A 20,498-nucleotide genomic window follows, 5' to 3' on the forward strand; every position below is an offset into this window, starting at 1 on the left:
GATCGACCAAGGGAGACATCATGCACAGCATACAAAAGATTACCCCGTGTTTATGGTTCAACGGCCACGCCGAGGCGGCGGCCCTGTTTTATACGGGGATTTTCCCCAATTCGAAGATCGGCCAGATCCTGCGCTATGGCGAGGAGGGCAGGGAAGTCCACGGCCAGGAGCCTGGCAGCGTCTTGACGGTAGCGTTCGAACTCGACGGCCAGACGTTCACGGGCCTGAACGGCGGCCCCCTGTTCCAGTTTTCCGAAGCGATCTCGTTCCAGGTCAATTGCGAGACCCAGGACGAGGTCGACCACTACTGGAACCAGGTGTCCGAAGGCGGGCCGCCGGAAGCCCAGCAGTGCAGCTGGCTCAAGGACCAGTTCGGCGTGTCCTGGCAAATCGTGCCCACCATCATGGTCAAGCTGTTGACGGCCCCCGATCCCGTCAAGGCCCAGCGCGTGATGAAAGCCATGATGGGCATGAAAAAGATCAACATTGACGAGATCAAGCGGGCCTACGCGGGCTAGGCTGGCCCATCGGGCGGGTGGAGCGGGGCGCACGCCAGCGGCGCGCCCTGTCCAAGATGGCCGGCATTTGCTATAGTCCCAGCCATCTTTCCATCCGCTTACAGACCCTGCCATGACCACAAGCACCAGCAGCACCATCGCGCCCCGCACCTTCGGCACGCCCCTGTCTTCCACCGCCATCAAGGTCATGCTGCTCGGTTCCGGCGAACTGGGCAAGGAAGTGATCATTTCACTGCAGCGACTGGGCGTGGAAGTGATCGCCGTCGACCGCTATCCGAACGCGCCGGGCCATCCGGTGGCGCACCGCTCGCACGTGATCGACATGAGCGACGGCGTGGCGCTGGCAGCCCTGATAGCCCTGGAAAAGCCGGACTTGATCGTGCCGGAAATCGAAGCCATCGCCACCGACACCCTGGCGGCGCTGGAAGCAGCGGGGCAAATCACGTGCATCCCGAATGCCCGGGCTGCCGTGCTGACGATGAACCGCGAAGGCATCCGCACCCTGGCGGCGGAAACCCTGGGCGTGGCGACGTCGCCGTACCGCTTCGCCAGCAGCCTGCAGGAGTTGCAGGCCGCTTGCCAGGAAATCGGCTTCCCGTGCGTCGTGAAACCCGTGATGTCCTCGTCGGGCAAGGGCCAGTCCAAGCTCGATAGCGCGCAAGACGTGGAAACGGCATGGGCGTATGCGGCCAGCGGCAGCCGGGTCGATACGGGCCGGGTCATCGTCGAGGGTTTCATCGACTTCGATTACGAAATCACTTTGCTGACGGTGCGCGCCGTCGGCGCCTCGGGACAGGTCGAGACGCAGTTCTGCGAGCCGATCGGCCACTTGCAGGTGCATGGCGACTACGTGGAATCGTGGCAGCCGGCCCGCATGGCGCCGCTGGCCCTCGAGCGTTCGCGCGACATCGCCCGCAAGGTGACGGACAACCTGGGCGGCCTGGGCCTGTTCGGCGTGGAGCTGTTCGTCAAGGACGACATGGTGTGGTTCTCGGAAGTGAGCCCCCGTCCGCACGACACGGGCATGGTTACCATGGCCAGCCAGGTGCAGAGCGAATTCGAGCTGCACGCGAAAGCCATCCTCGGCTTGCCCGTCAATGTGGCGCTGCGCTCGCCCGGCGCCTCGGCCGTCATCTATGGCCAGCTGGAAGCGAAAGGCATCGCCTTCGAAGGCGTGGCCGATGCCTTGAGCGTGCCGGGCGCGGACTTGCGCCTGTTCGGCAAGCCGGAATCGTTCGCCCGCCGCCGCATGGGCGTGGCGCTGGCCACGGCCGACGATATCGACACGGCCCGCGCGCGCGCCGTGCTGGCCGCATCCAAAGTGAAACCGGTCGCCCGCTGATGGCAGAGGCCAGCCTGCCGCAGGCCGACGCCGGCGGCGACGACGTCAAGCGCAAGCTGCGCGGCCACATCGCGCGGCGCAACCTGGCCGGCGCCGCCAACGACTGCAAGTGGAACGAACTGCTGGCCTTCATGCGCGGGCAGCCCGATTGGGCGCCGTCCTACCGTTACGGCTCCGTCACCGGCTATGTGTCGCGCTGGGATACTGAATGGGATTACCACCCGCCGTTCCCGTTCATGGGCGTGGAGTGGCTGGATATCAGCCTGTATTCGGAAGAACACGTGGCCATGCTGCTGCCCAGGAAGATCATCGACCACGGCGTGTGGATCGTGCCGGAACTGGAACGCATCGGCTTCGATTTCGAAGTGCGCGACCGGGTGGCGCGCATCTGGGGCTATTTGCCCCGTTCCTACGACGACTTTCCTCCCGCCGACTAATTCAAAGAGTATTCTCATGCCTGAAAACGCTATCCCCCAAGTACCGCAACCTGACGACGCCGTCGTCGGCAAGGAAGCGGGCGCGCAGATGCTGGCCACGGCCTGCGCCGCGCGCGACGCCTTCTATGCCACCCTGGGCGCCATGGACGCCGACGTGCTGGCGCCGCTGGTCAACCCGGCCTTCATGGGCGGCCCGCGCTGGCCATCGTTGCGCCAGGCCTGGAGGGTGATCCGACGGAGTGATTCCATCCTCATCGCCAGCGATGGCTTGAGCGATCCGTTCGAGGATGACGACGACGTGTTTGTCCCGCGCGGCCATCTGCTGGAAGTGTGCATCGAGGCGCCGCTGTCCGCCTTCGACGGCAAGGAAGTGGCGCATTCCTGGCTCTTCGACGTCATTTACCAGGTCAGCCAGAACGTGGCCGACCATGGCTCCATCGATTTGCTGGTGCAGCGTCACGGCAGCGTGTCGATGGCGCTGGACTTGCAGCAGGCACCGGAGGGACTGGAAGACGAAAACGAACAGGTGGCTGTGCTGCTGGCCCAGGGCGCAAGCAGCATTCCCCCATCCTTCGACACGCCGTATGGCGAAGTGCTGCTGCTGACGCTTACCGTGCTGCAGCCGGCCGAACTGGCGTACATCAGCGAAGCGGACGACAAGGCCCGATCGCGGCGCGACCTGGCCGCCGCGCTGGCCGTGTCGCCGACGGGCCACCTGAGCGTGGCCAGGCGGCCGGCCGTCATTCCCCGCTAGGCTGTTCGACGGGTGGCACGGCCGGTTCTTGTGGTGTTTCCTTCGCTTCCATGACGGCCGGCGGCGGCTCGCTCCACTTGCCCGCCGCCTTCAGCTTGTTCTTCAGCCCCGGCAGGGGAAAACCCAGCGCATAGGCTTTTTGCGCGTGCACGCTGGCCTTCTCGTATTCCTTCTTCTTCACATACATCAGGCCCAGGTTGTACTGGATGGTGGCCTGCTCGGGCGCCAGGCGGCTGGCCGCGTCCAGCTGTTCCAGCGCCGTCGCGTCCTGGCCCGTGGACAGCAAATAGCTGCCATACACCATGCGCGCCGTCACGTCGTGCGGCGCGAAGGCGATCGCCCGCTCAAAATAGCAGCTGACCGTGTAGCGGGCGCCGGGCGGCTGCGCGCTTTTCAGGCGCAAGCCCAGCTTGGCCATCGAGGCCAGCGCCCGGTGGTGATTCGGGAAGTGCTCCAATGTGTAGAGGAATTCCCGCTTGACCTTGAGGATCTCGATCATTTCCAGCATGCCGCGGCTGGCCGCGTATACCGCGCCGGACCACGACCAGGCGCGCGGATCGCCTTCGTCGCCGTACTGAGCCACCTTCGACAGGTCGACGGAACCGACCAAGTCGGCCAGGTCGGCCGTGGTGGGATCGTGCGGCGCATACGTGCCGATGCCGCAGCGGCCCGCCTCGGACAGGTGGATGCGCTCAACGGGCATGCGCAGGAAATCGCCTGCGTACTGTTCTTCCAGGCGGGCGCGGCAATGCGGGCACAGTTCGCCCTGCAGCTCGGCATCATAGCTGGCGCGAAAGTCGGCGCGCATGCTGTGCGGCACCAGATGCAGCGGCGATTCGTGCACGGGACAGCCGGCGATGCCGTACAGCGCGCCTTCGCTGCTGTGGCTGTATTCTTCCAGGCCCCGCTTGAGCAGGATCACCATGGTCGACTTGCCGCCCGATGGCGGGCCCAGCAACAGCAACATGCGCCGCCCCACCTCGGAACCGGCAGCGGCGGCCTTGAAATAAGCGGCAACCCGGTCGATTGCCTCGTCGATGCCGAACAGCTCGTCGTCGAACAGGCGGCAGCGGAAGCGCCCGTTGTCATCGGTCTGGCCGTTCCAGCGCATCATGTCCCACAGGTACTGGTGCGCGCTGCGCGTCAGCAGGGCCGCGCGACCGGGCAGGATCTGCTCGATGAAATCGGCAAAACTGCCGCCCCATGGGCGGATGCGGTGTTTTGCCGCCCAGGCCGCCATGCCGTGCACAAAACCCGCATGCTGGCCTGCTTGCTCGCCCGCAGGCGCGTCGTCGTGGCGTGTCATACCAGGGCTCGTCATTGTTTCCCCATCCATACCGTTGCTGCCGTGGAGCAGGCCCGGTTCCAGCCTGTCAGCCAAGTATACGGCGCCACCTCTGGCCGCACGCCTGATCTCGCTCAACCTTGACGAGGGAACTATTTTTATCCTCGCTGCCCCCGTTGGGGCAGGGCCGCCATGCGCCAGCGCAGTTCAATCCAGATCAATACCGGCCGGCGCGGTCCGTCCAGACTGGTGGTTTGCGGCGACCAACGAGGAGAACATGATGATAGGCAACGAGAATGGTTTCAGCGCCCCGCCTGGCGCCAGCGGCAGGGGACAAAGCGCGGACGATGAAGAGGCCGTCGGCCAATTTTCCGTCCCTGGCGAAGACGATAATACGATCGAGAGCGCGTCCGTCTCGGACGTGCCCGACGCCTTGAGCGGCGTCAGCATGGAATTGCTGGAAATCAAGCGCAGCATCGAAGACGGCATGCGCCAAAGCATTTCCCAGGCGGGCGGCGTGCGCGCGGCCGACGCCTTCAGCGACGGCGGCAATATCCAGGGCGTGTCCATCGGCCTGGGCGAGGGCGCTAGCGACAGCTCGTCCGGCGAGCCGGGCTTGCCGGCCCTGACCCTGTACGTGGCCGAGCCTACTTCCGTCGACCGCGCCAAGGCCGCCATCGTGGGGGCCATGGGCGTGCGCGCCGTGTCTAGCGACAGGGTGCCCGTCAACATCGTCGTCACGGGCGTGATCGATGCGCAGCCGCACCGTTTCCGCTTGCGTCCGGCGCCGGGCGGCGTGTCGGTCGGGCATTTCCGCATCACGGCCGGCACCATCGGCTGCCTGGCCGTGGGGCGCAGCGCGCCGCGCAACAGCCGTTTGATGATTCTTAGCAATAATCACGTGCTGGCCAATTCCAATGGCGGCGTGTTCAACGATTGCATCGTGCAGCCGGGCCCCATCGATGGCGGCCGCTGCCCGCAAGACCAGGTGGCCGTGCTCGAGCGTTTCGTGCCCATCAATTTCAGCGGCGGCGTCAATTTTGTCGATTGCGCCACCGGCTGGGCCTGGCCAGACCGCGTGCGCCCCGAACTGGTCTACCTGAGCGGCGGCGTGCCTGCGTACTTCCGCATCAGCAATGCGCTGGTGGCGCCCGCGCTGGGCATGATGGTTGGCAAGTCCGGTCGCACGACGCAACTGACGCAGGGCCGCATCACGGGCCTGGGTGCCACCATCAACGTCAATTACGGCGGCGGCAGGATCGCGTTGTTCCAGGACCAGATCGCCATCACGGGCGTCAGCGGCGCATTCAGCGCGGGCGGCGATTCCGGCTCGTCCATCTGGACGTGGAACCAGCAGCGCAATCCCGTCGGCCTGCTGTTTGCCGGTGGCGGCAATATCACGTTTGCCAACCAGATGCGGCGGGTGGTGGTGGCGCTCGACATCAATTTATACACCTGAGCACGCTGCAAGGGCATGGCGCGGCGGCATTGCGCCGCCTTGCATCACACTGTCTTTTGCACGATGATGATATGAGTCAAGGGCAGCAGCCACGCACGGTGCTGGCCGGCGAAGCGTGCTGCAACGCCGGATGGCCGGGTGTATCATGGAATGCATCAGGAGGGTCTGTCATGTCAAAGAGTAAATTCGCACAATCGCCCCATGCCGTCTTCGAGGACGCCGCCATGCCGTATTTGCCGGATGATGCCACTGGACAGGGAATGGGCGGCGCGGGCCAGGGATACTGCGCCCCTGCCGCCCCCCCGGGCCGCCTGGAAGCGGCAAAGCGGCGCAACGAGCGGGCGCTGATGGCCATCGATGGCGTGGAAGGCGTCAGCCTGGGGCAGACGGCCGTGGGCAAGGAAGCGCTCGTCGTGTATTTGCGCGACTCGTCCGTCAAGCGGCGCGTACCGTTGCAGGTCGAGGGCTATCCGGTGGAGACGAGCATCACGGGCCAGATCGACATCCAACGCTGGTAGGTAGGCGAGCCCGACGGCCAGGCCGCCGGGCTGCGCATAGCCGCAGGAAGACCTGTTGCCAGGCCTTCGGCTTCGCTTATCCGCCCGCCTTATTCGCTCAGGCGACCGATCGCTTCAGCCACGCCCGCGCCATAGGCAGGGTCGCACAGGGTGCAGTTGCCGATGTGGCGTTGCTTGACTTGTTCCGAAGCGCCCGAGATGGCGCGCGCCGTGTTGTCGAACAAGGCTTGCTGCTGTGCCGGCGTCATCAGGCGGAACAGGGCGCGCGGCTGCGAATAGTAATCCTCGTCGACACGGTGGTTCCAGTGGTCGGCCGCGCCTTCGATGCTCAGCGGCGGTTCGCGGAAATCGGGCTGCTCGGCCCATTCCTGCTCGCTGTTCGGTTCATAGCCCAAGGTTCCGCCCTGGTTGCCGTCGACCCGCATCTGGCCGTCGCGGTGATAGCTGTGGAACGGGCATTTCGGCGCGTTGACAGGGATATGGCTGTGGTTGACGCCGAGGCGGTAGCGCTGCGCGTCGCCATACGAAAACAGCCGGCCTTGCAGCATCTTGTCCGGCGAAAAGCTGATGCCTGGCACCACGTTGGCCGGATTGAAGGCGGCTTGTTCCACTTCGGCAAAGTGATTGTCCGCATTGCGGTTCAGTTCCAGCACGCCCACTTCGATCAGCGGATAGTCGCCGTGCGGCCATACTTTCGACAGGTCAAACGGGTTGAGGTGATAGGTGCCTGCCTCTTTTTCCGGCATGATCTGCACGTACAGGGTCCAGCGGGGGAAATCCTTGTTTTCGATGCTCTCGTACAAGTCGCGGTGCGAGCTTTCGCGGTCCTTGCCCACCAGTTCTTCGGCTTCGGCATCCGTCAGATTTTGAATCCCTTGCTGGGTCTTGAACGTGAACTTGACCCAGAAACGCTCGTTTTGCGCATTCAGGAAACTGAAGGTATGGCTGCCGAAGCCATGCATGTGGCGGAAGCTGCGCGGCAAGCCACGGTCGCTCATCACCACCGTCACCTGGTGCAGGGCTTCGGGCAGCGAGGTCCAGAAGTCCCAGTTGCTGTTGGCGCTGCGCAAGCCCGTGCGCGGGTCGCGCTTGATGGCGTGATTCAAATCGGGAAATTTCAATGGGTCGCGCATGAAGAAGACGGGCGTATTGTTGCCGACCAGGTCCCAGTTGCCTTCTTCCGTGTAGAACTTCAGGGCGAAGCCGCGGATATCGCGTTCCGCGTCCGCCGCGCCCCGTTCGCCGGCTACCGTGGAAAAGCGCGCGAACATCGGCGTTTTCTTGCCCACTTCGCCAAAGATTTTCGCCCGCGTGTAGCGCGTGATATCGTGCGTGACGGTAAACGTGCCGTGCGCGCCGGAACCCTTGGCATGCATGCGGCGCTCGGGAATGACTTCGCGGTCGAAGTGGGCCAGCTTTTCCAGGAACCACACATCTTGCAGCAGGGCGGGGCCGCGTGGGCCGGCCGTCTGGATGTTCTGGTTGTCGACTACAGGCGCGCCAAAGGCAGTGGTCAGCTTTTTCATTGGACTCTTTCTTTCATGGCTAGGCAGAGCAATGGACGCACCGGCGCTACTCAAACACTGGCTGGGTTGAATGAACACTCACCGGGGCTGGTCCAGAGTAAAATTTCTAAAATGCAATTTCAGTGTAAACCTTTTTGTGCGAGACGGCTTGCCACGCCGCCCATGCAAGCACAGGCGGCATCCTTGTATCATAAGCGCTGAATGGCTGCCGCTCCCGCACGCTTGCAAGTTACAAGTATATAAAGACAGGCCTAGCTTACGCCACTGGCCTTTTGTCCAGATTTTAAAACCCGGTTTTTTAAAAACGGTTCCAATTGTTATGCCGGTGCTCCGTCGCTTCCTTCATCAGGTGGCCGGCGCGCAGGGCGTCGTCCGCCTGCACCGTCATGGCCAGTTCCTGGATGGCGGGCGGGTATTCATGGTGGGCCGCTTCTTCCAGCAATTCGCGGCCTTTCGCCAGGTCGCGCGGCACGCCGCGGCCTTCGCGATAGGCGTTGTACAGCAGGAACATGGCGTGTGGATTGCCCAGCTCGCTCGACTTGTCCAGCCAGCGCGCCGCTTCACCTTGATCTTTCGGCACGCCTTCGCCATTCGCCGCCAGCAAGCCCAGCATCAATGCCGCCTTCGCATGGCCTTGCTGCGCCGCTTGCCGGTACCACAGCCAGGCCTGGGCCGGCGTGGCCGCGCGCAGCATCTGGCCCAGTTCGAAGGCCGCTTCCGTGTCGCCGGCGCGGGCAGCCTGTTCGAACAAGGCCAGGGCCTCGGCGCGGCGTTCGGCACGGGGCTGGTAGATCAGCGCCAGTTCGCGCTCGGCGACGGGCATGTCCTTGCCGGCCCAGCTGCGGACCTTGCGCTCGGCCTGGTGGTCGCCCGCCTGGCGCGCATGCATGGCGACGGCTTCAATTTCCGCCGCCGTGGGCGGTGGCGACGCCTGGCAGGCGGCCAGGGCTGCAGCCAGCACGACGGCGGGGAGGGAGAGTGCGTGTTTCATTGGGATTACCTTTCATCAAAACAGGCCGGAACTGCCGCGGTTCCGGCCCTCGGACCTTATTTGCTCAGGTCGATGCGGTACTTGGCAAAGCCGCTGGCGTCGAGGCCGCCTTCGGCCGCCACGTTGCTGATGCCGCTGCCTTGCGCCAGCGCCAGATGGCCCGGCGCCGAGCGCAGGATCACGGGACCGGCCGTGGCCGTCTTGACGAAGCTCCAGCTGCGCGCGCTGCCATTGGCCGCCAGCGTGACCTTGCCGCCTTTGGTGCTGAGCGACGCCAGGTAGTTGCTCACCACGGCCTGGTTCGCATCGGGCGACTTGATGATGGTCTTGCTGCCATCGATGCCAGGCACGGCGCCGCCGCCACCGGCGCGGTAGTCGTTGGTGGCGACGATAAAGTCATCGCCATCGGCCACCGCCGCACCCTTGTACGTGAGGTTGACGATGCGGCTGCCCGGCTTTTTCGTCACGTCGATCTGGTACGTCAGCGCATTGTTTTCCGCGTAGAACACGTCATAGTTATAGATCGTGCCATACGACGGCACCAGGTCTTGCTCGGCGCTGCTGGCCGGATCGATCTGGTTGAATTGTTTGGCCGACGTTTCCAGCCACGCCTTCAAGTCCGCGCCCTTGATCTTCACGGCTTGCAGGTTGTTATTGCTATACAAATACAGGTCGCCCGGATTGCGCACTTGCAAGCCGACCGGCGCGGCCGGGGAGGCGCCAGCGGCCACGTCCGTGAAGTCCGATGGCCCGTTGCGGCCCGCCTTGAACGGCGCGCTGCAGGAAATGACGGGGATGTTCTTGTAGCTGGACAAGGTGGCATCCGTGCTGGTGGCAATGAAGTTCTTCACGTAGTCGAGCTGCGCCTGGTTCACCAGCTGGATGGCGCTCACGTCGCCCACCAGTGCAAAATAGGCGGACATCTCGAAATCCGTGCTGATGCCCAGCGGCTGCTTGGCGTAGGCGATGGTGGCCGCGTGCTCGGTGGCCACCAGCGGTGCGATGGCCGGGTCGGCTTTCACGAGGGTCTTGCCATCCGTGTACTTGAAGCCGCGCGATTCCACCGTCGTCTTGGCCGGCTGCACCACCCATTTACCGCCCTGATAAGCCATCGTCAGCTTGATGATGCCCAAGCGCCGGCCCCAGCTTTGCGCCATGACGGTGGGCACGCCGTTCACAAAGCCGTTGACGGCGTCGATCTTCGCGCTGGCGGGGAAGGCGGTAAACGAGGCGTCCAGCGCGGCCGCGCCTTCTTCCTTGCCTTTCGGGAAGATCAAGTGCGAGTGGCCGATCATCAGCGCGTCGATGCCCGTGCTGGTCAAATGATAGCTGCCGTTTTCCATCTTCGGACTGTAGGCGCTCGTGTCCAGGCCGCCATGCGACAGGGCCACGACGAGGTCGGCACCCTTGTTGCGCAATTCCGGCACGTATTGTTTCGCCGCTTCCTGCACGCCCGTCACGCTGACTTTGCCAGCGAGCACTTTTTGATCCCATTCGAGGATTTGCGGCGGCACAAAGCTCAGCACGCCCACATTGATTTTCACGGTCAGCTTGCTGCCATCGGGCGCCGTGGCGGCGAAATCGCGAGGCAGCAGGGTGTAGGGCTGGAAGATGGGTTTGCCGCTGGACACGCCGACGACATTGCTCAGCACGGAAGGGAAGGCTGGCGCGCCGCACGTTCCCGTCGGCTTGGCCACGCCGGGAATGCCGAAATCCGTGTTGGTGATCTGGCTCAGGTAGGGCAAGCCATAGTTGAATTCATGGTTGCCCATGCCGCCCGCATCGTATTTCAGCGCGTTCATGGCCTTGTGCACGGCCAGCGTGCCGGAGCAGGGCACGGGCGCCGCCACGGCTTGCAGGTCGGCCAGCAAGGTACCCTGGATGACGTCGCCATCGTCGAGCAGCACATTGTTCGGATTTTCCGCGCGCGCCGCCTGGATCAGGGTCGACGTGCGCTCCAGGCCCAGGCTCGTGTCTTCGGCCAGTGCATAGTAGTTATAGCTGAGGACATTCGAGTGGATATCCGTGGTTTCCAGCAATGCCACGGTGACCGTCGTGCCTTCGGGAATGGCCGGCTCGGCCGGCGTATTTGAACTGCCGTTGCAAGCAACGAGACCCACACTTGCCAGCGCCGCCAGCATGACACAATTTGTTTTCATTACCGCCCTCGGAGAGATTCAAAGGACGCGACTGTAACGCCGCCATATGACGCGGCGATGACAGCCGTGCAAGGCGCATGGAATCAGGGCTGCGCGCAGGCGGTCGCGGCCGTGGCCAGCCAGGCAGCATCGACCGGTCCCAGGCGCCGGATGCAGATCCGATGTTCAGAATTTACAATCACTGTGTACGGCAAGCCCTTGATTTGATTGCCAAAGATGGGCAGCAAGGCGGGCGCGGCCAGGGCCTGGGGATAGCTGGCCGGGTGGCTGCGCAGGAACGCTTGCGCGGCCGCCCGCGTGTCGATGGCGATGCCGATGACGGGGAGTGTCGGCTGGCTGGCGGCGTGGGCGTTGAATATCGGCAACTCCTGGATGCAAGGCAGGCAATTGCTGGCCCAGAAATTCAGCACCACGGCCCGGCCGTGGAATTGATCAAGGCGCAGCTTGCCACCGGCATCCAGGCGGGGCAGGTCGAAGGACAGCGGTGCGGCAGCCGCATGGCCGGCCAGCAAAAGCAATAATGCCGGCCAGCGTGTCATTGCGGCACCACGGCCGCGTCCGTCATGCGGTAATACAGGCCCATGGGATCGCTGGCCAGTACCTTCAGCTTGCCTTGCACGATGAAGGGCGCATAGCTGAATTTCACGGGTGTCCGGCTCTTGATTTCCACCACGCCTTCCGGGCCGGCCGGCAGGCAAAAGGGACAGTTGGCCGAGGTGACGGTCAGCAGGAAGTGTTTCTGCTTCTGGCCAGGTTCCAGCGGCATCATGAAACCTTGCACTTTCACGTCAGTATTGTCGAGCGCGCTGATTTCCGGCGTGTATTTCGGCACCATGCGGCCCTTTTTCGCCTTCACCGTGGTGGCCTGACCCAGCAATTTCCACGAGACGACGCCGGGCAAGTCCGTCAAGGGGGCGAAGAACGACGGCGGCTCGTCGGCGGGGGCCGCTGCGGCGCTGCCGGTCAGCAGCAGTCCAGCGCCCAATAGCATGATTTTCAGCATGTCTTTCCTTTCAGGGACGCGCCAGGGTGGCCGCGATATCGGTGCGGTAGGCTCGCGCGGCGGGAATGGCGGCGGCCAGCAAACCCACTGCCACGGCGATGACGGGCAGCCACGCTTCGCCGGGGACAATGCGCCAGGCTTGCAGGTTCAGCTCCTGCATCGATGCCAGCCAGCCCAGCAAGCCGACGGCCGCATGGCCCAGCAGCCAGCCCAGCGCCGCGCCCGTCAATGACAGCAGCAAGCCTTGCGCCAGCAGCAAGCGCAGCAGTTTGGCGGGCGAGGCGCCCAGGGTGCGCAGGATGGCCAGGTCGGTCTTGCGCTCTTCCAGCGCGCCGTACAGCGCCACGAACAGCGACAGGGCCGCCACCAGCAGTACGCCGGCGGCAATCGCCCGCAGCACATCGATGCCCACGCCCAGCAGGTTGAACAGCCGTGCCGCCTCGAAAGCGGGCTGCGCCGCCTGCAGGCGGGCCTGACTGTTCACCCAGCGGGGCAGGCTGATCGCGGCCAGGGGAGATGCGTATTGCACCAGCACGGCAGTCAGTTCGCGCTCGGGCGCGGCGGCTGGCACGGCTGGCTGCTCATCGGGATCCGTTTCATGCACTTGCCATACGGAAGCGACGGGCGTGAGGATCAGCCGGTCCAGCACCGTGCCCGTGGGCGCCAGGATGCCCGTCACCGTGTACGGCGCGTGTTCGTGCACTTCGCCGCCCGCCGCCAGCCCGTGCGAGCCGGCAAAGCTGGCGCCAAGGGTGGCGCCCGTGTCGCGGGCGGCGCGGGCGCCGAACACGGCTTGCATGGCTTGCGTAAACAGTTTTCCTTGCGCCAGGTGCGCGCCATAGTGGTCGAGCAGCGCCGTCGTGCTGCCGACGATGCGGAAACCGTGGAAGTTGTCTCCCAGCGCGAGCGGGATCGCCGATTTCACCAGCGGCTGCGCGGCCAGCGCCGCCAGCGCGCCGTCGGGAATGTTACCGGTCGGAATATCGGCGTGATACACGGACGACAGGATCAGCTGCAAGGGCGAGCCTTTCGCGCCCACCACCAGGTCGATGCCTTGCGCATCGCGTTCGGCGTGCTCTTCCAGCTGGCTTGATACGCCGAGTATGAACGTCATCATGGCGATGCCGATGGCGACCAGCAGCAGGTTCAGGCTGGACGCCAGCGGCTTGTGGCGCAGGGCGCGCCAGGCCAGGGTGGCCGCGTTCATGCCGCACCCCTGGCACGGGGCAAGCGCAGCACGAGAGCATCGGGCAGGGCGGCCAGCACCCTGGCGTCGTGGCTGGCAATCACCAGCGAGGCGCCAACTTGCGCGGCCTGGCAAGCCATCAAGGTGACGACGGCGGCGCAGGCGGCGTCGTCGAGGTTATCCGTCGGCTCGTCGGCCAGGATCAGTTGCGGGCGCATGACGACGGCGCGCGCGATGGCGGCCCGTTGCCGTTCGCCGCCGCTCAGGGCATGCGGGTAGGCATCGAGCTTGTTGGCCAGGCCCAGCTGGCCCAGCAAGCTGGCCGCGCGGGCCGGATCGGGCCGCTGGCCGCTGGCGTAGGCGGGCAACAAGACATTGTCGAGCACGTTCAAACTGGGCACCAGCGCCAGTTGCTGGGGCAGCAAGCCGATGGCGCGGCCTCGCCAACTGTCGCGCTGGCGTGGCGTCAGTTCGGGCAGGGACGTTCCTGCCACGTCGAGGCGGCCCGCCTGGGGCGCCAGGATGCCGGCCAGCAAATGCAGCAAGGTGGATTTGCCGGAGCCGGACGGCCCCAGCAGCAACGCGTGGCGCCCGGCGGGCAAGTGAAAGGCGGCGATGTCCAGCACGGGGCAGGCTGGATCATAGCCATAGGTCAGGGAGGCGAGGTGGAGCATGGAATTCTTTCGGGTGGCTAGCTGGCAAAGATTGCCGCACAAATGCAACTGAGCTGCATTATAATTCAAACGCAATAGACTTGCATTTGAAATGCAGCCTCCTTGATTGCCAACCTGATCGCCCCATCCGAAAGATACACATGACCCAACGCAAACTCCCCGTCACCGTCCTGTCCGGCTTTCTCGGCGCCGGCAAGACCACCTTGCTTAACCACATATTGCGCAACCGCGAAGGCAAGCGCGTGGCCGTCATCGTCAACGACATGAGCGAAGTCAATATCGACGCCTCGCTGGTAAAAGACAGTGCCGCAGCGGCTGGCGCAGCCCTGTCGCGCACGGAAGAAAAACTCGTGGAAATGTCCAACGGCTGCATCTGCTGCACCCTGCGCGACGATCTGTTGCTGGAAGTGCGGCGCCTGGCCGCGGAAGACCGCTTCGACTATCTGTTGATCGAATCGACGGGCGTGGGCGAACCGATGCCCGTGGCCGCCACCTTCGACTTCGAGGATGAGCACGGCGACAGCCTGAACGACGTGGCGCGCATCGACTGCATGGTCACCGTGGTGGACTGCGCCAACCTGCTGGCGGATTTCCATAGCGAAGACAGCCTGGAGCAGCGCGGCGAGATCGCGGGCGAGGGCGACGACCGCCAGCTGGCCAACTTGCTGACGGAACAGATCGAATTTGCCAATGTCATCGTCCTCAACAAGGTCGACATGGTCGATGCGGCCGAACGCCTGCGCGTGCTGGCCATTTTAAAAGCCCTCAATCCCGGTGCGCGCATCATCGAAACCAACCAGTCCATCGTGCCGCTGGACGCCATCCTGGGCACGAACTTGTTCGACCTGGAGCAGGCGGCCAGCATGCCGGGCTGGGCCCTGGAATTGGCCGGCAGCCACACGCCGGAGACGGAAACGTATGGCATCAGCAGCTTCGTCTACCGGGCGAAGGAGCCGTTCCACGCGCAGCGCCTGCACGATTACATTGCCCAGCCGATCAAGGGCGTGGTGCGCAGCAAGGGTTATTTCTGGCTGGCCAGCCGTCCCGAATGGGTAGCCAGCCTGTCCGGCGCGGGCAAGCTGATGAATATCGAACCCGTGGGCCTGTGGTGGGCCTCCGTGCCGAAGGAGCGCTGGCCGACGGACTCCGCCTCGCTGGCGGAAGTCAAAGCGGGCTGGAGTGAAACGTATGGCGACCGCTACCAGGAGCTGGTTTTCATCGGCCAGGACATGGACCAGGCCGCCATCGAGGCAGACTTGAAGAAATGTCAACTCAACTATACGGAAACGCGCCAGGGCATGGCCGCCTGGCGCAAGCTGCCCGACCCGTTTCCCCAATGGCAACGCATGGAAGAACTTGAAGATTAACCATCGATAGGAAAGCAATATGACAGAACTAATCCCCGTCACCATCATCACGGGTTTTCTCGGCAGCGGGAAAACCACCTTGCTCAAACGCATATTGCAGGGCGAACACGGCGTGCGCATCGCCGTGATCGAAAATGAATTCGCCGCCGAAAGCATCGACCATGGCTTGCTGGTGCAGGACAGCGACGAGCAGATCGTGGAAATGAACAATGGCTGCATCTGCTGCAGCGTGCGCGGCGACCTGATCCGTATCCTGGGCGAGCTGCACGCCAGGCGGGCAGCCGGGGCAATCGCCTTCGACCACGTGATCATCGAAACGACGGGCCTGGCCGCGCCCGGCCCCGTGGCGCAAACCTTCTTTGCGGAGCCGTCCGTCAGCGAATTCTACATGCTCGACGCCATATTGACGGTGGTCGACGCGCGCCACGCGCAGCAGCAATTGACGGCGCACAAGGAAGCGCAGGAGCAGGTGGGCTTTGCCGACCGCATCCTGCTGTCGAAGACGGACCTGGTCAGCAAGGATGAGCTGGCCGCGCTACGACAACGGCTGATCGCCATCAATGGCCGCGCCAGCATACAGAAAGTGCGCTTTGGCAATGTGCCCCTGCGCGACATCCTGAACATCCGCGGTTTCAACTTGAATGCCATCGTCGAGCTGGAGCCGGATTTCCTGGGAGAATTGGGGCACCGCCATGGCGACGGCGTGCAATCGTTCGTCTACCATCAGTCCCAGCCCCTGGATCTGCTGCAGGTGGAAAATTTTCTCGATGCCGTGGTGCAGCTGTTCGGCACCCAGCTGATGCGCTACAAGGGCATTTTGTATGTTGCCGATCTGCCATGCCGGGCCGTATTCCAGGGCGTGCACATGCTGATGGGCTCGGAACTGGGCGCGCCGTGGCGCGACGGCGAGACGCGCGCCAGCAAGATGATCTTTATCGGGCGCGACTTGCCGCGGGATATGCTGACGCGGGGCCTGGACCGTTGCGTGGCCGGCGCCGCCAGCCCAGCGAGCATGATGGCCGAGGTGATGGCCGGGGAGGCGGCATGAGCGTGGAAGCGGGCTTGCCCGCCCTGGCGCTGATCTTCCTGCTCGGCATGCGGCATGGGCTGGAACCGGACCACCTGGCCGCCGTCGATGGCCTGACCCTGCGCAGCCAGGCCGCATCGCCGCGCTGGGCGCCGTGGATGGGCGCGCTGTTTGCGCTGGGGCATGGCGTCACGGTGCTGGCCATCGTGGCCGTGGCCGCCCTGGCCTCGGCGCAGTTCACGCCATCGCCAACCGTGTTTGGCTGGCTGGAATGGCTGCCCATCGTTTTGCTGCTGCTCATCGCCGGCATGAATGCGCGCAGCTTGCTGGCCGGCGCGCAACTGGCCGAGGTGCGCGGGCGGCTGTTGCCACGCTGGCTGCAGCGCGCATCCGGGCCGCTCGCCGCCATCCTCGTCGGCATGCTGTTCGCGCTGGTCTTCGACACGGCCCTGCAAGCCGCCGCCTGGGGCTATGCGGCCGTCGCGCTGGGCGGCATGCAGCCAGCCTTGCTGACCGGCCTGGTGTTTGCTGTGGGCATGGGCGTGACGGATACCTTCGATGGCTGGGTCACGGCAAAAGTCATGCGCACCGGCCAGATTGACCTCGTGCGCGCCTTCCGGCGCCGCCTGGGCTGGCCCATCGTCGCCATCTGCGTGGCCATGGCCGCCTACATGATTGCCGGCAAGCTCGATTCCGCCTGGTCGCTGCCGGAAAGCTGGACGGCGGCCCTGGGCGCGGCCATGGTGCTGCTGATGGCGACCCTGTACGGCTGGACCTTGCTGGGTTTGCGCCGCGTGCGTGCCTGAGGCGGGGGCGTGGGTATAATGGAAAAAAACTGCCGGATTCCACCATGCCCGCACCTGAAATCGTTATTCGCCTGCTGACGCCGGCCGACACCGCCGCCTTTTGCGCGCTGCGCCTGCGCGCCATCCTCGATTCGCCCAGCTCGTTTTCCTCGTCGCGCGAGGATGAGCTGGCGCGCACGCCTGAAGAACATGCGCAGCGCATCGCCGGCGGCCCGTTGCACCGGGCGTTCGGCGCCTTCGATGGCGAACGCCTGGTCGGCTTTGCCGGCTTGCGGCGCGAATCCATGCGGCAACTGTCGCACAAGGCCTTGCTGTGGGGGGTGTTCGTCGATGTGGCGCAGCGGGGCAAGGGCGTGGCGCGGCGTCTCGTGAACGCCTGCATCGAGCAGGCCGAGACGGATCCTGCCGTCATGCAAGTGCACTTGAGCGTGAATGCGGAAAACAATGCCGCCTTGCGCCTGTATGAATCGCTGGGATTTATCGCGTATGGCACGGAACCGCGCTCGATGCGCGTGGGCGACTTGTTTTACGACGAGCATCACCTGGCTTTATTGATCAGGTAATGCTGCTGCCGCTTACTTGCAGCGCGGGCACAGCCCCTTGATCAGGTAATCGACTTCGCCGCCGCTGAAACCTTCCGGCAACAGCACGGGCGGGGGCAGCTTGACTTCATTGAAGCAGGTGACGTTCGCGCATTTGGTGCACTGGAAGTGCGCGTGCTCGTGCGCCTGGTGGCCTGCGCCCGCGCTGAAGCGCCACACCTGGTCGGCACCGGCGATGCGGTGCACCAGTTCATTTTCCGTCAGCCATTCCAGTACCCGGTACAGGGTGACGGAATCGATATCGCTGTCCTGGGACAGCGCCTGCTGGATTTCATGGTGGGTCAGCGAACGGCTTTGCGCCATTAAAAAGTCGAGCACCTTCACGCGCGTCTTGGTGACGCGGGCGTTGGTGTTGCGGATCAGCGATTCGGCTTGCGGTGTAGAAGATGATGTCAACATGATAGGCCTGCTTGCGGGGGATCGGCTGGCGGCGTCATCGCCGTGCCTTTGCCACCCTCTGGGCCGTATCTTAGCATGCGTGCCGCACCGGATGGAACGGCGTCATGGTTTGAACGTCCAATAGCGGCCGGCCACCGTATCGACGGGGTCGAGAAAGCGCTGGTCGGCGCGCGCATGGTTGCGTATCAGATAGAACATGTCGGACAGGGCGGAGCGCTTTTCCGCGAAATACGCGTGTTTCATGAAGCTCGTGTCGACCCCGCTGGCATCGATGGTTTCCACGCCCGCCACGATCAGCATGCCGGCGCCGCTGTCGCCCGCCCGCCGGTAGCCGTGCACGGCTTTCGAAGCGGCCAGGGCCAGGTCTTGCGACGAGGCATACAAGGTGACGGGGTTGCGCGCGGCGGCCAGTTTCGGTGCGATATCGTGCTTGAAGATGGCGGCGTCGATATCGGGCGCGGACAAGATGATTTCCGTAATCTTTTGCGCCAGCTGCGGCTGCGCGGCCAGCAAGTCGCAGCTGGCGCGCGCCAGGCCGCGGCTGCCCATGCTGTGTCCGACCAGATACACTTGCGCCGCCTCCGTGCTGGCGAGAAAGTCGGCCAGGAAGCTGGTGAGGTGAGGCGTGCTCCACTCGATATTGTTTTCATCGATGGTGTAGCCGGCCACCTCACCGCGCGACGGCCAGCTGTAGAACACGGGCGCGCCGTCAAAGCCCAGGTCGTAGGCCATCTGTCCCGTGCGCCGTGCCGCATCCTCGAAACTCACGTTATAGCCATGCACGAAGATAAAGGTGCTCTTGCCGGCCGAGGCGCGGATCTGGGTCTTCAAGGCGGCAAAGAAGTTGTCGCGGTCTTGCACCTCGGCCGACAGCAGCACCACGTGCTTGGCCGGATCGTCGCGAAACTCCAGGCGCCACAGCGACGGCGATTCCAGCTGGCCCATGCGGTGGTCGCGGGGGATGCTGATGTCGCAGCTGCCATAGCTGAGCGGGCCATTGCCGCCCATGATGTTGCGTTCGCCGCTGAAGCGCTGGGCCGGCGGCTTGCCCACATCGCGCTGGCGGTCCGTGGCGAAATACACCTTTAGCACCGCATAATTCGAGATGACGGCGCTTTTATCGGCCGGGTCGGGCACGGCTTCCACGTCGGGAACCTGGGGGAAGGGCCGCTGCAGCGCATCGAGCAAGCCTTGCGCGGCAAACAGGGTTTCCATGTCATCGGGCACTTTTTCGCTGGACAGAGCGGCCGACAGGGCCAGTTGCAGCCGGGTATCGGCAGGGTCGGCTTCCAGCGCGGCGATGGCGGCGAGGATGGCGGCGGCGCTGTCGAACTTGGCGATGGCTTGCTTGAGCCGCGCATAGTGGCTGGCGACGGCTTCGGGAGCGCGGCCGGGCGCGCCATGCCCGATGGCTGCCACGACAGCGGAAGTGATCAAGTCCATGCGCCACCTGCCTTTCAGGTCAATCTGGATCGAATGTCAATCCATATTGCCATAAAAGCACGCGAAAAGCGATTTGTCCAGCGCCCCATGCAGCGGGCGCGGCTACGGTCAATGCTGCTTGTCGTCGCTGAACTGCTGCGCCAGCGACTGCAGGGGTGCTACCGTCAGGCCGCCGCGGCTCACGTGTTCGGGGATGGCCACGCGCACTGGCTTGCTGTGCATGTTGGTGGACGACAGCACATTCGTGGTGGTCTCCGGCGCCGCATTCCACACGGGGTCGACGATGCCTTCGAACACATGTTTCAATTGCTCGCCCCAGGTGTCGCGGATCATGCGGAAATACTGGTTCTTTTCATCGATGGTGACAAAGCGCGTGACGGCCAGGCTGCCCGTCTCGTAGACGAGCAGATCAAGCGGCAAGCCGACGGAAATGTTCGAGCGCAAGGTCGAATCCATGGAAATGAGGGCGCACTTGGCCGCCTCGTCCAGGCGCGTGAACGGGTTGATGACCCGATCGATGATGGGCTTGCCGTATTTCGCTTCGCCGATCTGGAAATACGTGTTTTCATCGTGCGATTCGATGAAATTGCCGGCCGAATACACCTGGAACAGCCGGCAGCGCTCGGCGCCGATCTGGCCGCCTAAAATGATGCTGACATTGAAATCGATGCCGCAGTCGGCCAGGGCCTTCGCTTCGCGCAGGTGCACGGTGCGCACGGCTTCGCCCACGATGCGCGCCGCATCGTACATGCTGGCCACGTTCCAGATGCTGCGTCCGTCCGCATCCACGTGTTCGGAAACGATCTGGCGGATCGCCTGCGAGATCGACAGGTTGCCGGCCGTCATCAGGACCAGCATGCGGTCGCCCGGGTTCTCGAACACGCTCATCTTGCGGAAGGTGCCCACCTGGTCCACGCCGGCATTCGTGCGGGAGTCGGACAGGAAGACCAGGCCTTCGTTCAGGCGCATGCCTATGCAATAAGTCATCGTCGTAAATCAAGT

At 64.2% G+C, this 20,498-nt stretch carries 21 protein-coding genes; 10 read left to right on the forward strand and 11 right to left on the reverse strand.

What is annotated here, in order from left to right; all coding sequences use genetic code 11:
* Positions 1 to 17 precede the first annotated feature (17 nt).
* The 4 genes from JAB1_RS09025 (at position 18) to JAB1_RS09040 (ending at position 3,051) form a co-directional block, all read left to right on the forward strand.
* Positions 18 to 518, forward strand: coding sequence for a VOC family protein (locus JAB1_RS09025; RefSeq protein ID WP_217494288.1), 501 nt, complete (start codon positions 18 to 20; stop codon positions 516 to 518).
* A 112-nt stretch (positions 519 to 630) separates the two neighbouring features.
* The gene (gene purT / locus JAB1_RS09030) at positions 631 to 1,860 is read left to right on the forward strand and encodes a formate-dependent phosphoribosylglycinamide formyltransferase (protein ID WP_071653317.1); all 1,230 of its coding nucleotides are present in this window, start codon (positions 631 to 633) and stop codon (positions 1,858 to 1,860) included.
* Entirely contained in the window at positions 1,860 to 2,297 is a 438-nt protein-coding gene (locus JAB1_RS09035) for a DUF6678 family protein (protein WP_070279540.1), read from the forward strand. The genes purT and JAB1_RS09035 overlap by 1 nt, the downstream gene beginning before the upstream one ends.
* 16 nt (positions 2,298 to 2,313) lie before the next feature.
* A complete protein-coding gene (locus JAB1_RS09040; RefSeq protein ID WP_070279541.1) occupies positions 2,314 to 3,051 on the forward strand; it encodes a hypothetical protein in 738 nt (245 codons plus the stop codon).
* Here the strand turns inward: JAB1_RS09040 and JAB1_RS28700 are convergent.
* Positions 3,038 to 4,357: a hypothetical protein gene (locus JAB1_RS28700; protein ID WP_080753701.1), complete on the reverse strand. Its 1,320-nt coding sequence runs from the start codon at positions 4,355 to 4,357 to the stop codon at positions 3,038 to 3,040. The genes JAB1_RS09040 and JAB1_RS28700 overlap by 14 nt on opposite strands.
* Positions 4,358 to 4,613: 256 nt before the next feature.
* Between JAB1_RS28700 and JAB1_RS09055 the strand changes: the two genes are divergently transcribed.
* On the forward strand, positions 4,614 to 5,795 hold the full coding sequence (locus tag JAB1_RS09055) for a S1 family peptidase (protein ID WP_230521657.1): 1,182 nt from the start codon (positions 4,614 to 4,616) through the stop codon (positions 5,793 to 5,795).
* 170 nt (positions 5,796 to 5,965) lie between these two features.
* Positions 5,966 to 6,313, forward strand: coding sequence for a hypothetical protein (locus tag JAB1_RS09060; protein WP_070279543.1), 348 nt, complete (start codon positions 5,966 to 5,968; stop codon positions 6,311 to 6,313).
* A gap of 89 nt (positions 6,314 to 6,402) precedes the next feature.
* On the opposite strand, the gene JAB1_RS09065 is transcribed toward JAB1_RS09060, so the two are convergent.
* From JAB1_RS09065 to JAB1_RS09095, 7 genes are all read right to left on the reverse strand, one after another.
* Positions 6,403 to 7,839, reverse strand: a complete 1,437-nt coding sequence (locus JAB1_RS09065; RefSeq protein ID WP_070279544.1) for a catalase — start codon at positions 7,837 to 7,839, stop codon at positions 6,403 to 6,405.
* A gap of 298 nt (positions 7,840 to 8,137) precedes the next feature.
* Complete coding sequence (locus JAB1_RS09070) at positions 8,138 to 8,830, reverse strand: tetratricopeptide repeat protein (protein WP_083299635.1); 693 nt, start codon at positions 8,828 to 8,830, stop codon at positions 8,138 to 8,140.
* A 56-nt stretch (positions 8,831 to 8,886) separates the two neighbouring features.
* On the reverse strand, positions 8,887 to 10,989 hold the full coding sequence (locus JAB1_RS09075) for a bifunctional 2',3'-cyclic-nucleotide 2'-phosphodiesterase/3'-nucleotidase (RefSeq protein ID WP_070279546.1): 2,103 nt from the start codon (positions 10,987 to 10,989) through the stop codon (positions 8,887 to 8,889).
* Positions 10,990 to 11,072: 83 nt separating this feature from the next.
* Positions 11,073 to 11,528, reverse strand: coding sequence for a TlpA disulfide reductase family protein (locus JAB1_RS09080; protein WP_070279547.1), 456 nt, complete (start codon positions 11,526 to 11,528; stop codon positions 11,073 to 11,075).
* On the reverse strand, positions 11,525 to 11,992 hold the full coding sequence (locus JAB1_RS09085; protein WP_070279548.1) for a DUF3299 domain-containing protein: 468 nt from the start codon (positions 11,990 to 11,992) through the stop codon (positions 11,525 to 11,527). The genes JAB1_RS09080 and JAB1_RS09085 overlap by 4 nt, the downstream gene beginning before the upstream one ends.
* Before the next feature lie 10 nt (positions 11,993 to 12,002).
* A complete protein-coding gene (locus JAB1_RS09090) occupies positions 12,003 to 13,199 on the reverse strand; it encodes an FtsX-like permease family protein (RefSeq protein ID WP_070279549.1) in 1,197 nt (398 codons plus the stop codon).
* Positions 13,196 to 13,852, reverse strand: coding sequence for an ATP-binding cassette domain-containing protein (locus tag JAB1_RS09095; protein ID WP_070279550.1), 657 nt, complete (start codon positions 13,850 to 13,852; stop codon positions 13,196 to 13,198). The genes JAB1_RS09090 and JAB1_RS09095 overlap by 4 nt, the downstream gene beginning before the upstream one ends.
* A 140-nt stretch (positions 13,853 to 13,992) precedes the next feature.
* On the opposite strand from JAB1_RS09095, the gene zigA reads away from it, so the two are divergent.
* Genes zigA through JAB1_RS09115 form a run of 4 tightly spaced genes read left to right on the forward strand, consistent with a single transcriptional unit; the run spans position 13,993 to position 17,615 of the window.
* A complete protein-coding gene (gene zigA / locus JAB1_RS09100) occupies positions 13,993 to 15,219 on the forward strand; it encodes a zinc metallochaperone GTPase ZigA (RefSeq protein ID WP_070279551.1) in 1,227 nt (408 codons plus the stop codon).
* A 19-nt stretch (positions 15,220 to 15,238) separates the two neighbouring features.
* A complete protein-coding gene (locus JAB1_RS09105; protein ID WP_070279552.1) occupies positions 15,239 to 16,267 on the forward strand; it encodes a GTP-binding protein in 1,029 nt (342 codons plus the stop codon).
* Positions 16,264 to 17,052: a hypothetical protein gene (locus JAB1_RS09110; RefSeq protein WP_070279553.1), complete on the forward strand. Its 789-nt coding sequence runs from the start codon at positions 16,264 to 16,266 to the stop codon at positions 17,050 to 17,052. Before JAB1_RS09105 ends, JAB1_RS09110 begins: the two co-directional genes overlap by 4 nt.
* A 44-nt stretch (positions 17,053 to 17,096) precedes the next feature.
* Entirely contained in the window at positions 17,097 to 17,615 is a 519-nt protein-coding gene (locus JAB1_RS09115; RefSeq protein WP_070279554.1) for a GNAT family N-acetyltransferase, read from the forward strand.
* A gap of 12 nt (positions 17,616 to 17,627) precedes the next feature.
* On the opposite strand, the gene JAB1_RS09120 is transcribed toward JAB1_RS09115, so the two are convergent.
* The 3 genes from JAB1_RS09120 to JAB1_RS09130 all read right to left on the reverse strand — a co-directional run bounded on the left by JAB1_RS09120 (position 17,628) and on the right by JAB1_RS09130 (position 20,483).
* Positions 17,628 to 18,053, reverse strand: a complete 426-nt coding sequence (locus JAB1_RS09120) for a transcriptional repressor (protein ID WP_034787417.1) — start codon at positions 18,051 to 18,053, stop codon at positions 17,628 to 17,630.
* A 102-nt stretch (positions 18,054 to 18,155) separates the two neighbouring features.
* Complete coding sequence (locus JAB1_RS09125; protein ID WP_070279555.1) at positions 18,156 to 19,496, reverse strand: alpha/beta hydrolase; 1,341 nt, start codon at positions 19,494 to 19,496, stop codon at positions 18,156 to 18,158.
* 108 nt (positions 19,497 to 19,604) lie between these two features.
* Positions 19,605 to 20,483 (reverse strand): peptidase, encoded by an 879-nt coding sequence (locus tag JAB1_RS09130; protein WP_034787421.1) that lies wholly within the window; start codon positions 20,481 to 20,483, stop codon positions 19,605 to 19,607.
* Positions 20,484 to 20,498: the final 15 nt, after the last annotated feature.

The sequence above is a fragment of the Janthinobacterium sp. MP5059B genome, assembly GCF_001758645.1.
Lineage (GTDB): Bacteria > Pseudomonadota > Gammaproteobacteria > Burkholderiales > Burkholderiaceae_D > Janthinobacterium > Janthinobacterium lividum.

What these genes read in the sequence shown, in the direction of transcription:
- JAB1_RS09130 (WP_034787421.1), bottom strand. Translation starts at nt 20,483, where the DNA reads ATGACTTATTGCATAGGCATGCGCCTGAACGAAGGCCTGGTCTTCCTG.
- JAB1_RS09085 (WP_070279548.1), bottom strand. Translation starts at nt 11,992, where the DNA reads ATGCTGAAAATCATGCTATTGGGCGCTGGACTGCTGCTGACCGGCAGC.
- JAB1_RS09110 (WP_070279553.1), top strand. Translation starts at nt 16,264, where the DNA reads ATGAGCGTGGAAGCGGGCTTGCCCGCCCTGGCGCTGATCTTCCTGCTC.
- JAB1_RS09075 (WP_070279546.1), bottom strand. Translation starts at nt 10,989, where the DNA reads ATGAAAACAAATTGTGTCATGCTGGCGGCGCTGGCAAGTGTGGGTCTC.
- JAB1_RS09060 (WP_070279543.1), top strand. Translation starts at nt 5,966, where the DNA reads ATGTCAAAGAGTAAATTCGCACAATCGCCCCATGCCGTCTTCGAGGAC.
- JAB1_RS09115 (WP_070279554.1), top strand. Translation starts at nt 17,097, where the DNA reads ATGCCCGCACCTGAAATCGTTATTCGCCTGCTGACGCCGGCCGACACC.
- JAB1_RS09035 (WP_070279540.1), top strand. Translation starts at nt 1,860, where the DNA reads ATGGCAGAGGCCAGCCTGCCGCAGGCCGACGCCGGCGGCGACGACGTC.
- JAB1_RS09055 (WP_230521657.1), top strand. Translation starts at nt 4,614, where the DNA reads ATGATGATAGGCAACGAGAATGGTTTCAGCGCCCCGCCTGGCGCCAGC.
- JAB1_RS09090 (WP_070279549.1), bottom strand. Translation starts at nt 13,199, where the DNA reads ATGAACGCGGCCACCCTGGCCTGGCGCGCCCTGCGCCACAAGCCGCTG.
- JAB1_RS09070 (WP_083299635.1), bottom strand. Translation starts at nt 8,830, where the DNA reads ATGAAACACGCACTCTCCCTCCCCGCCGTCGTGCTGGCTGCAGCCCTG.
- JAB1_RS09125 (WP_070279555.1), bottom strand. Translation starts at nt 19,496, where the DNA reads ATGGACTTGATCACTTCCGCTGTCGTGGCAGCCATCGGGCATGGCGCG.
- JAB1_RS28700 (WP_080753701.1), bottom strand. Translation starts at nt 4,357, where the DNA reads ATGACACGCCACGACGACGCGCCTGCGGGCGAGCAAGCAGGCCAGCAT.
- JAB1_RS09105 (WP_070279552.1), top strand. Translation starts at nt 15,239, where the DNA reads ATGACAGAACTAATCCCCGTCACCATCATCACGGGTTTTCTCGGCAGC.
- JAB1_RS09095 (WP_070279550.1), bottom strand. Translation starts at nt 13,852, where the DNA reads ATGCTCCACCTCGCCTCCCTGACCTATGGCTATGATCCAGCCTGCCCC.
- JAB1_RS09080 (WP_070279547.1), bottom strand. Translation starts at nt 11,528, where the DNA reads ATGACACGCTGGCCGGCATTATTGCTTTTGCTGGCCGGCCATGCGGCT.
- JAB1_RS09065 (WP_070279544.1), bottom strand. Translation starts at nt 7,839, where the DNA reads ATGAAAAAGCTGACCACTGCCTTTGGCGCGCCTGTAGTCGACAACCAG.
- purT (WP_071653317.1), top strand. Translation starts at nt 631, where the DNA reads ATGACCACAAGCACCAGCAGCACCATCGCGCCCCGCACCTTCGGCACG.
- JAB1_RS09040 (WP_070279541.1), top strand. Translation starts at nt 2,314, where the DNA reads ATGCCTGAAAACGCTATCCCCCAAGTACCGCAACCTGACGACGCCGTC.
- zigA (WP_070279551.1), top strand. Translation starts at nt 13,993, where the DNA reads ATGACCCAACGCAAACTCCCCGTCACCGTCCTGTCCGGCTTTCTCGGC.
- JAB1_RS09120 (WP_034787417.1), bottom strand. Translation starts at nt 18,053, where the DNA reads ATGTTGACATCATCTTCTACACCGCAAGCCGAATCGCTGATCCGCAAC.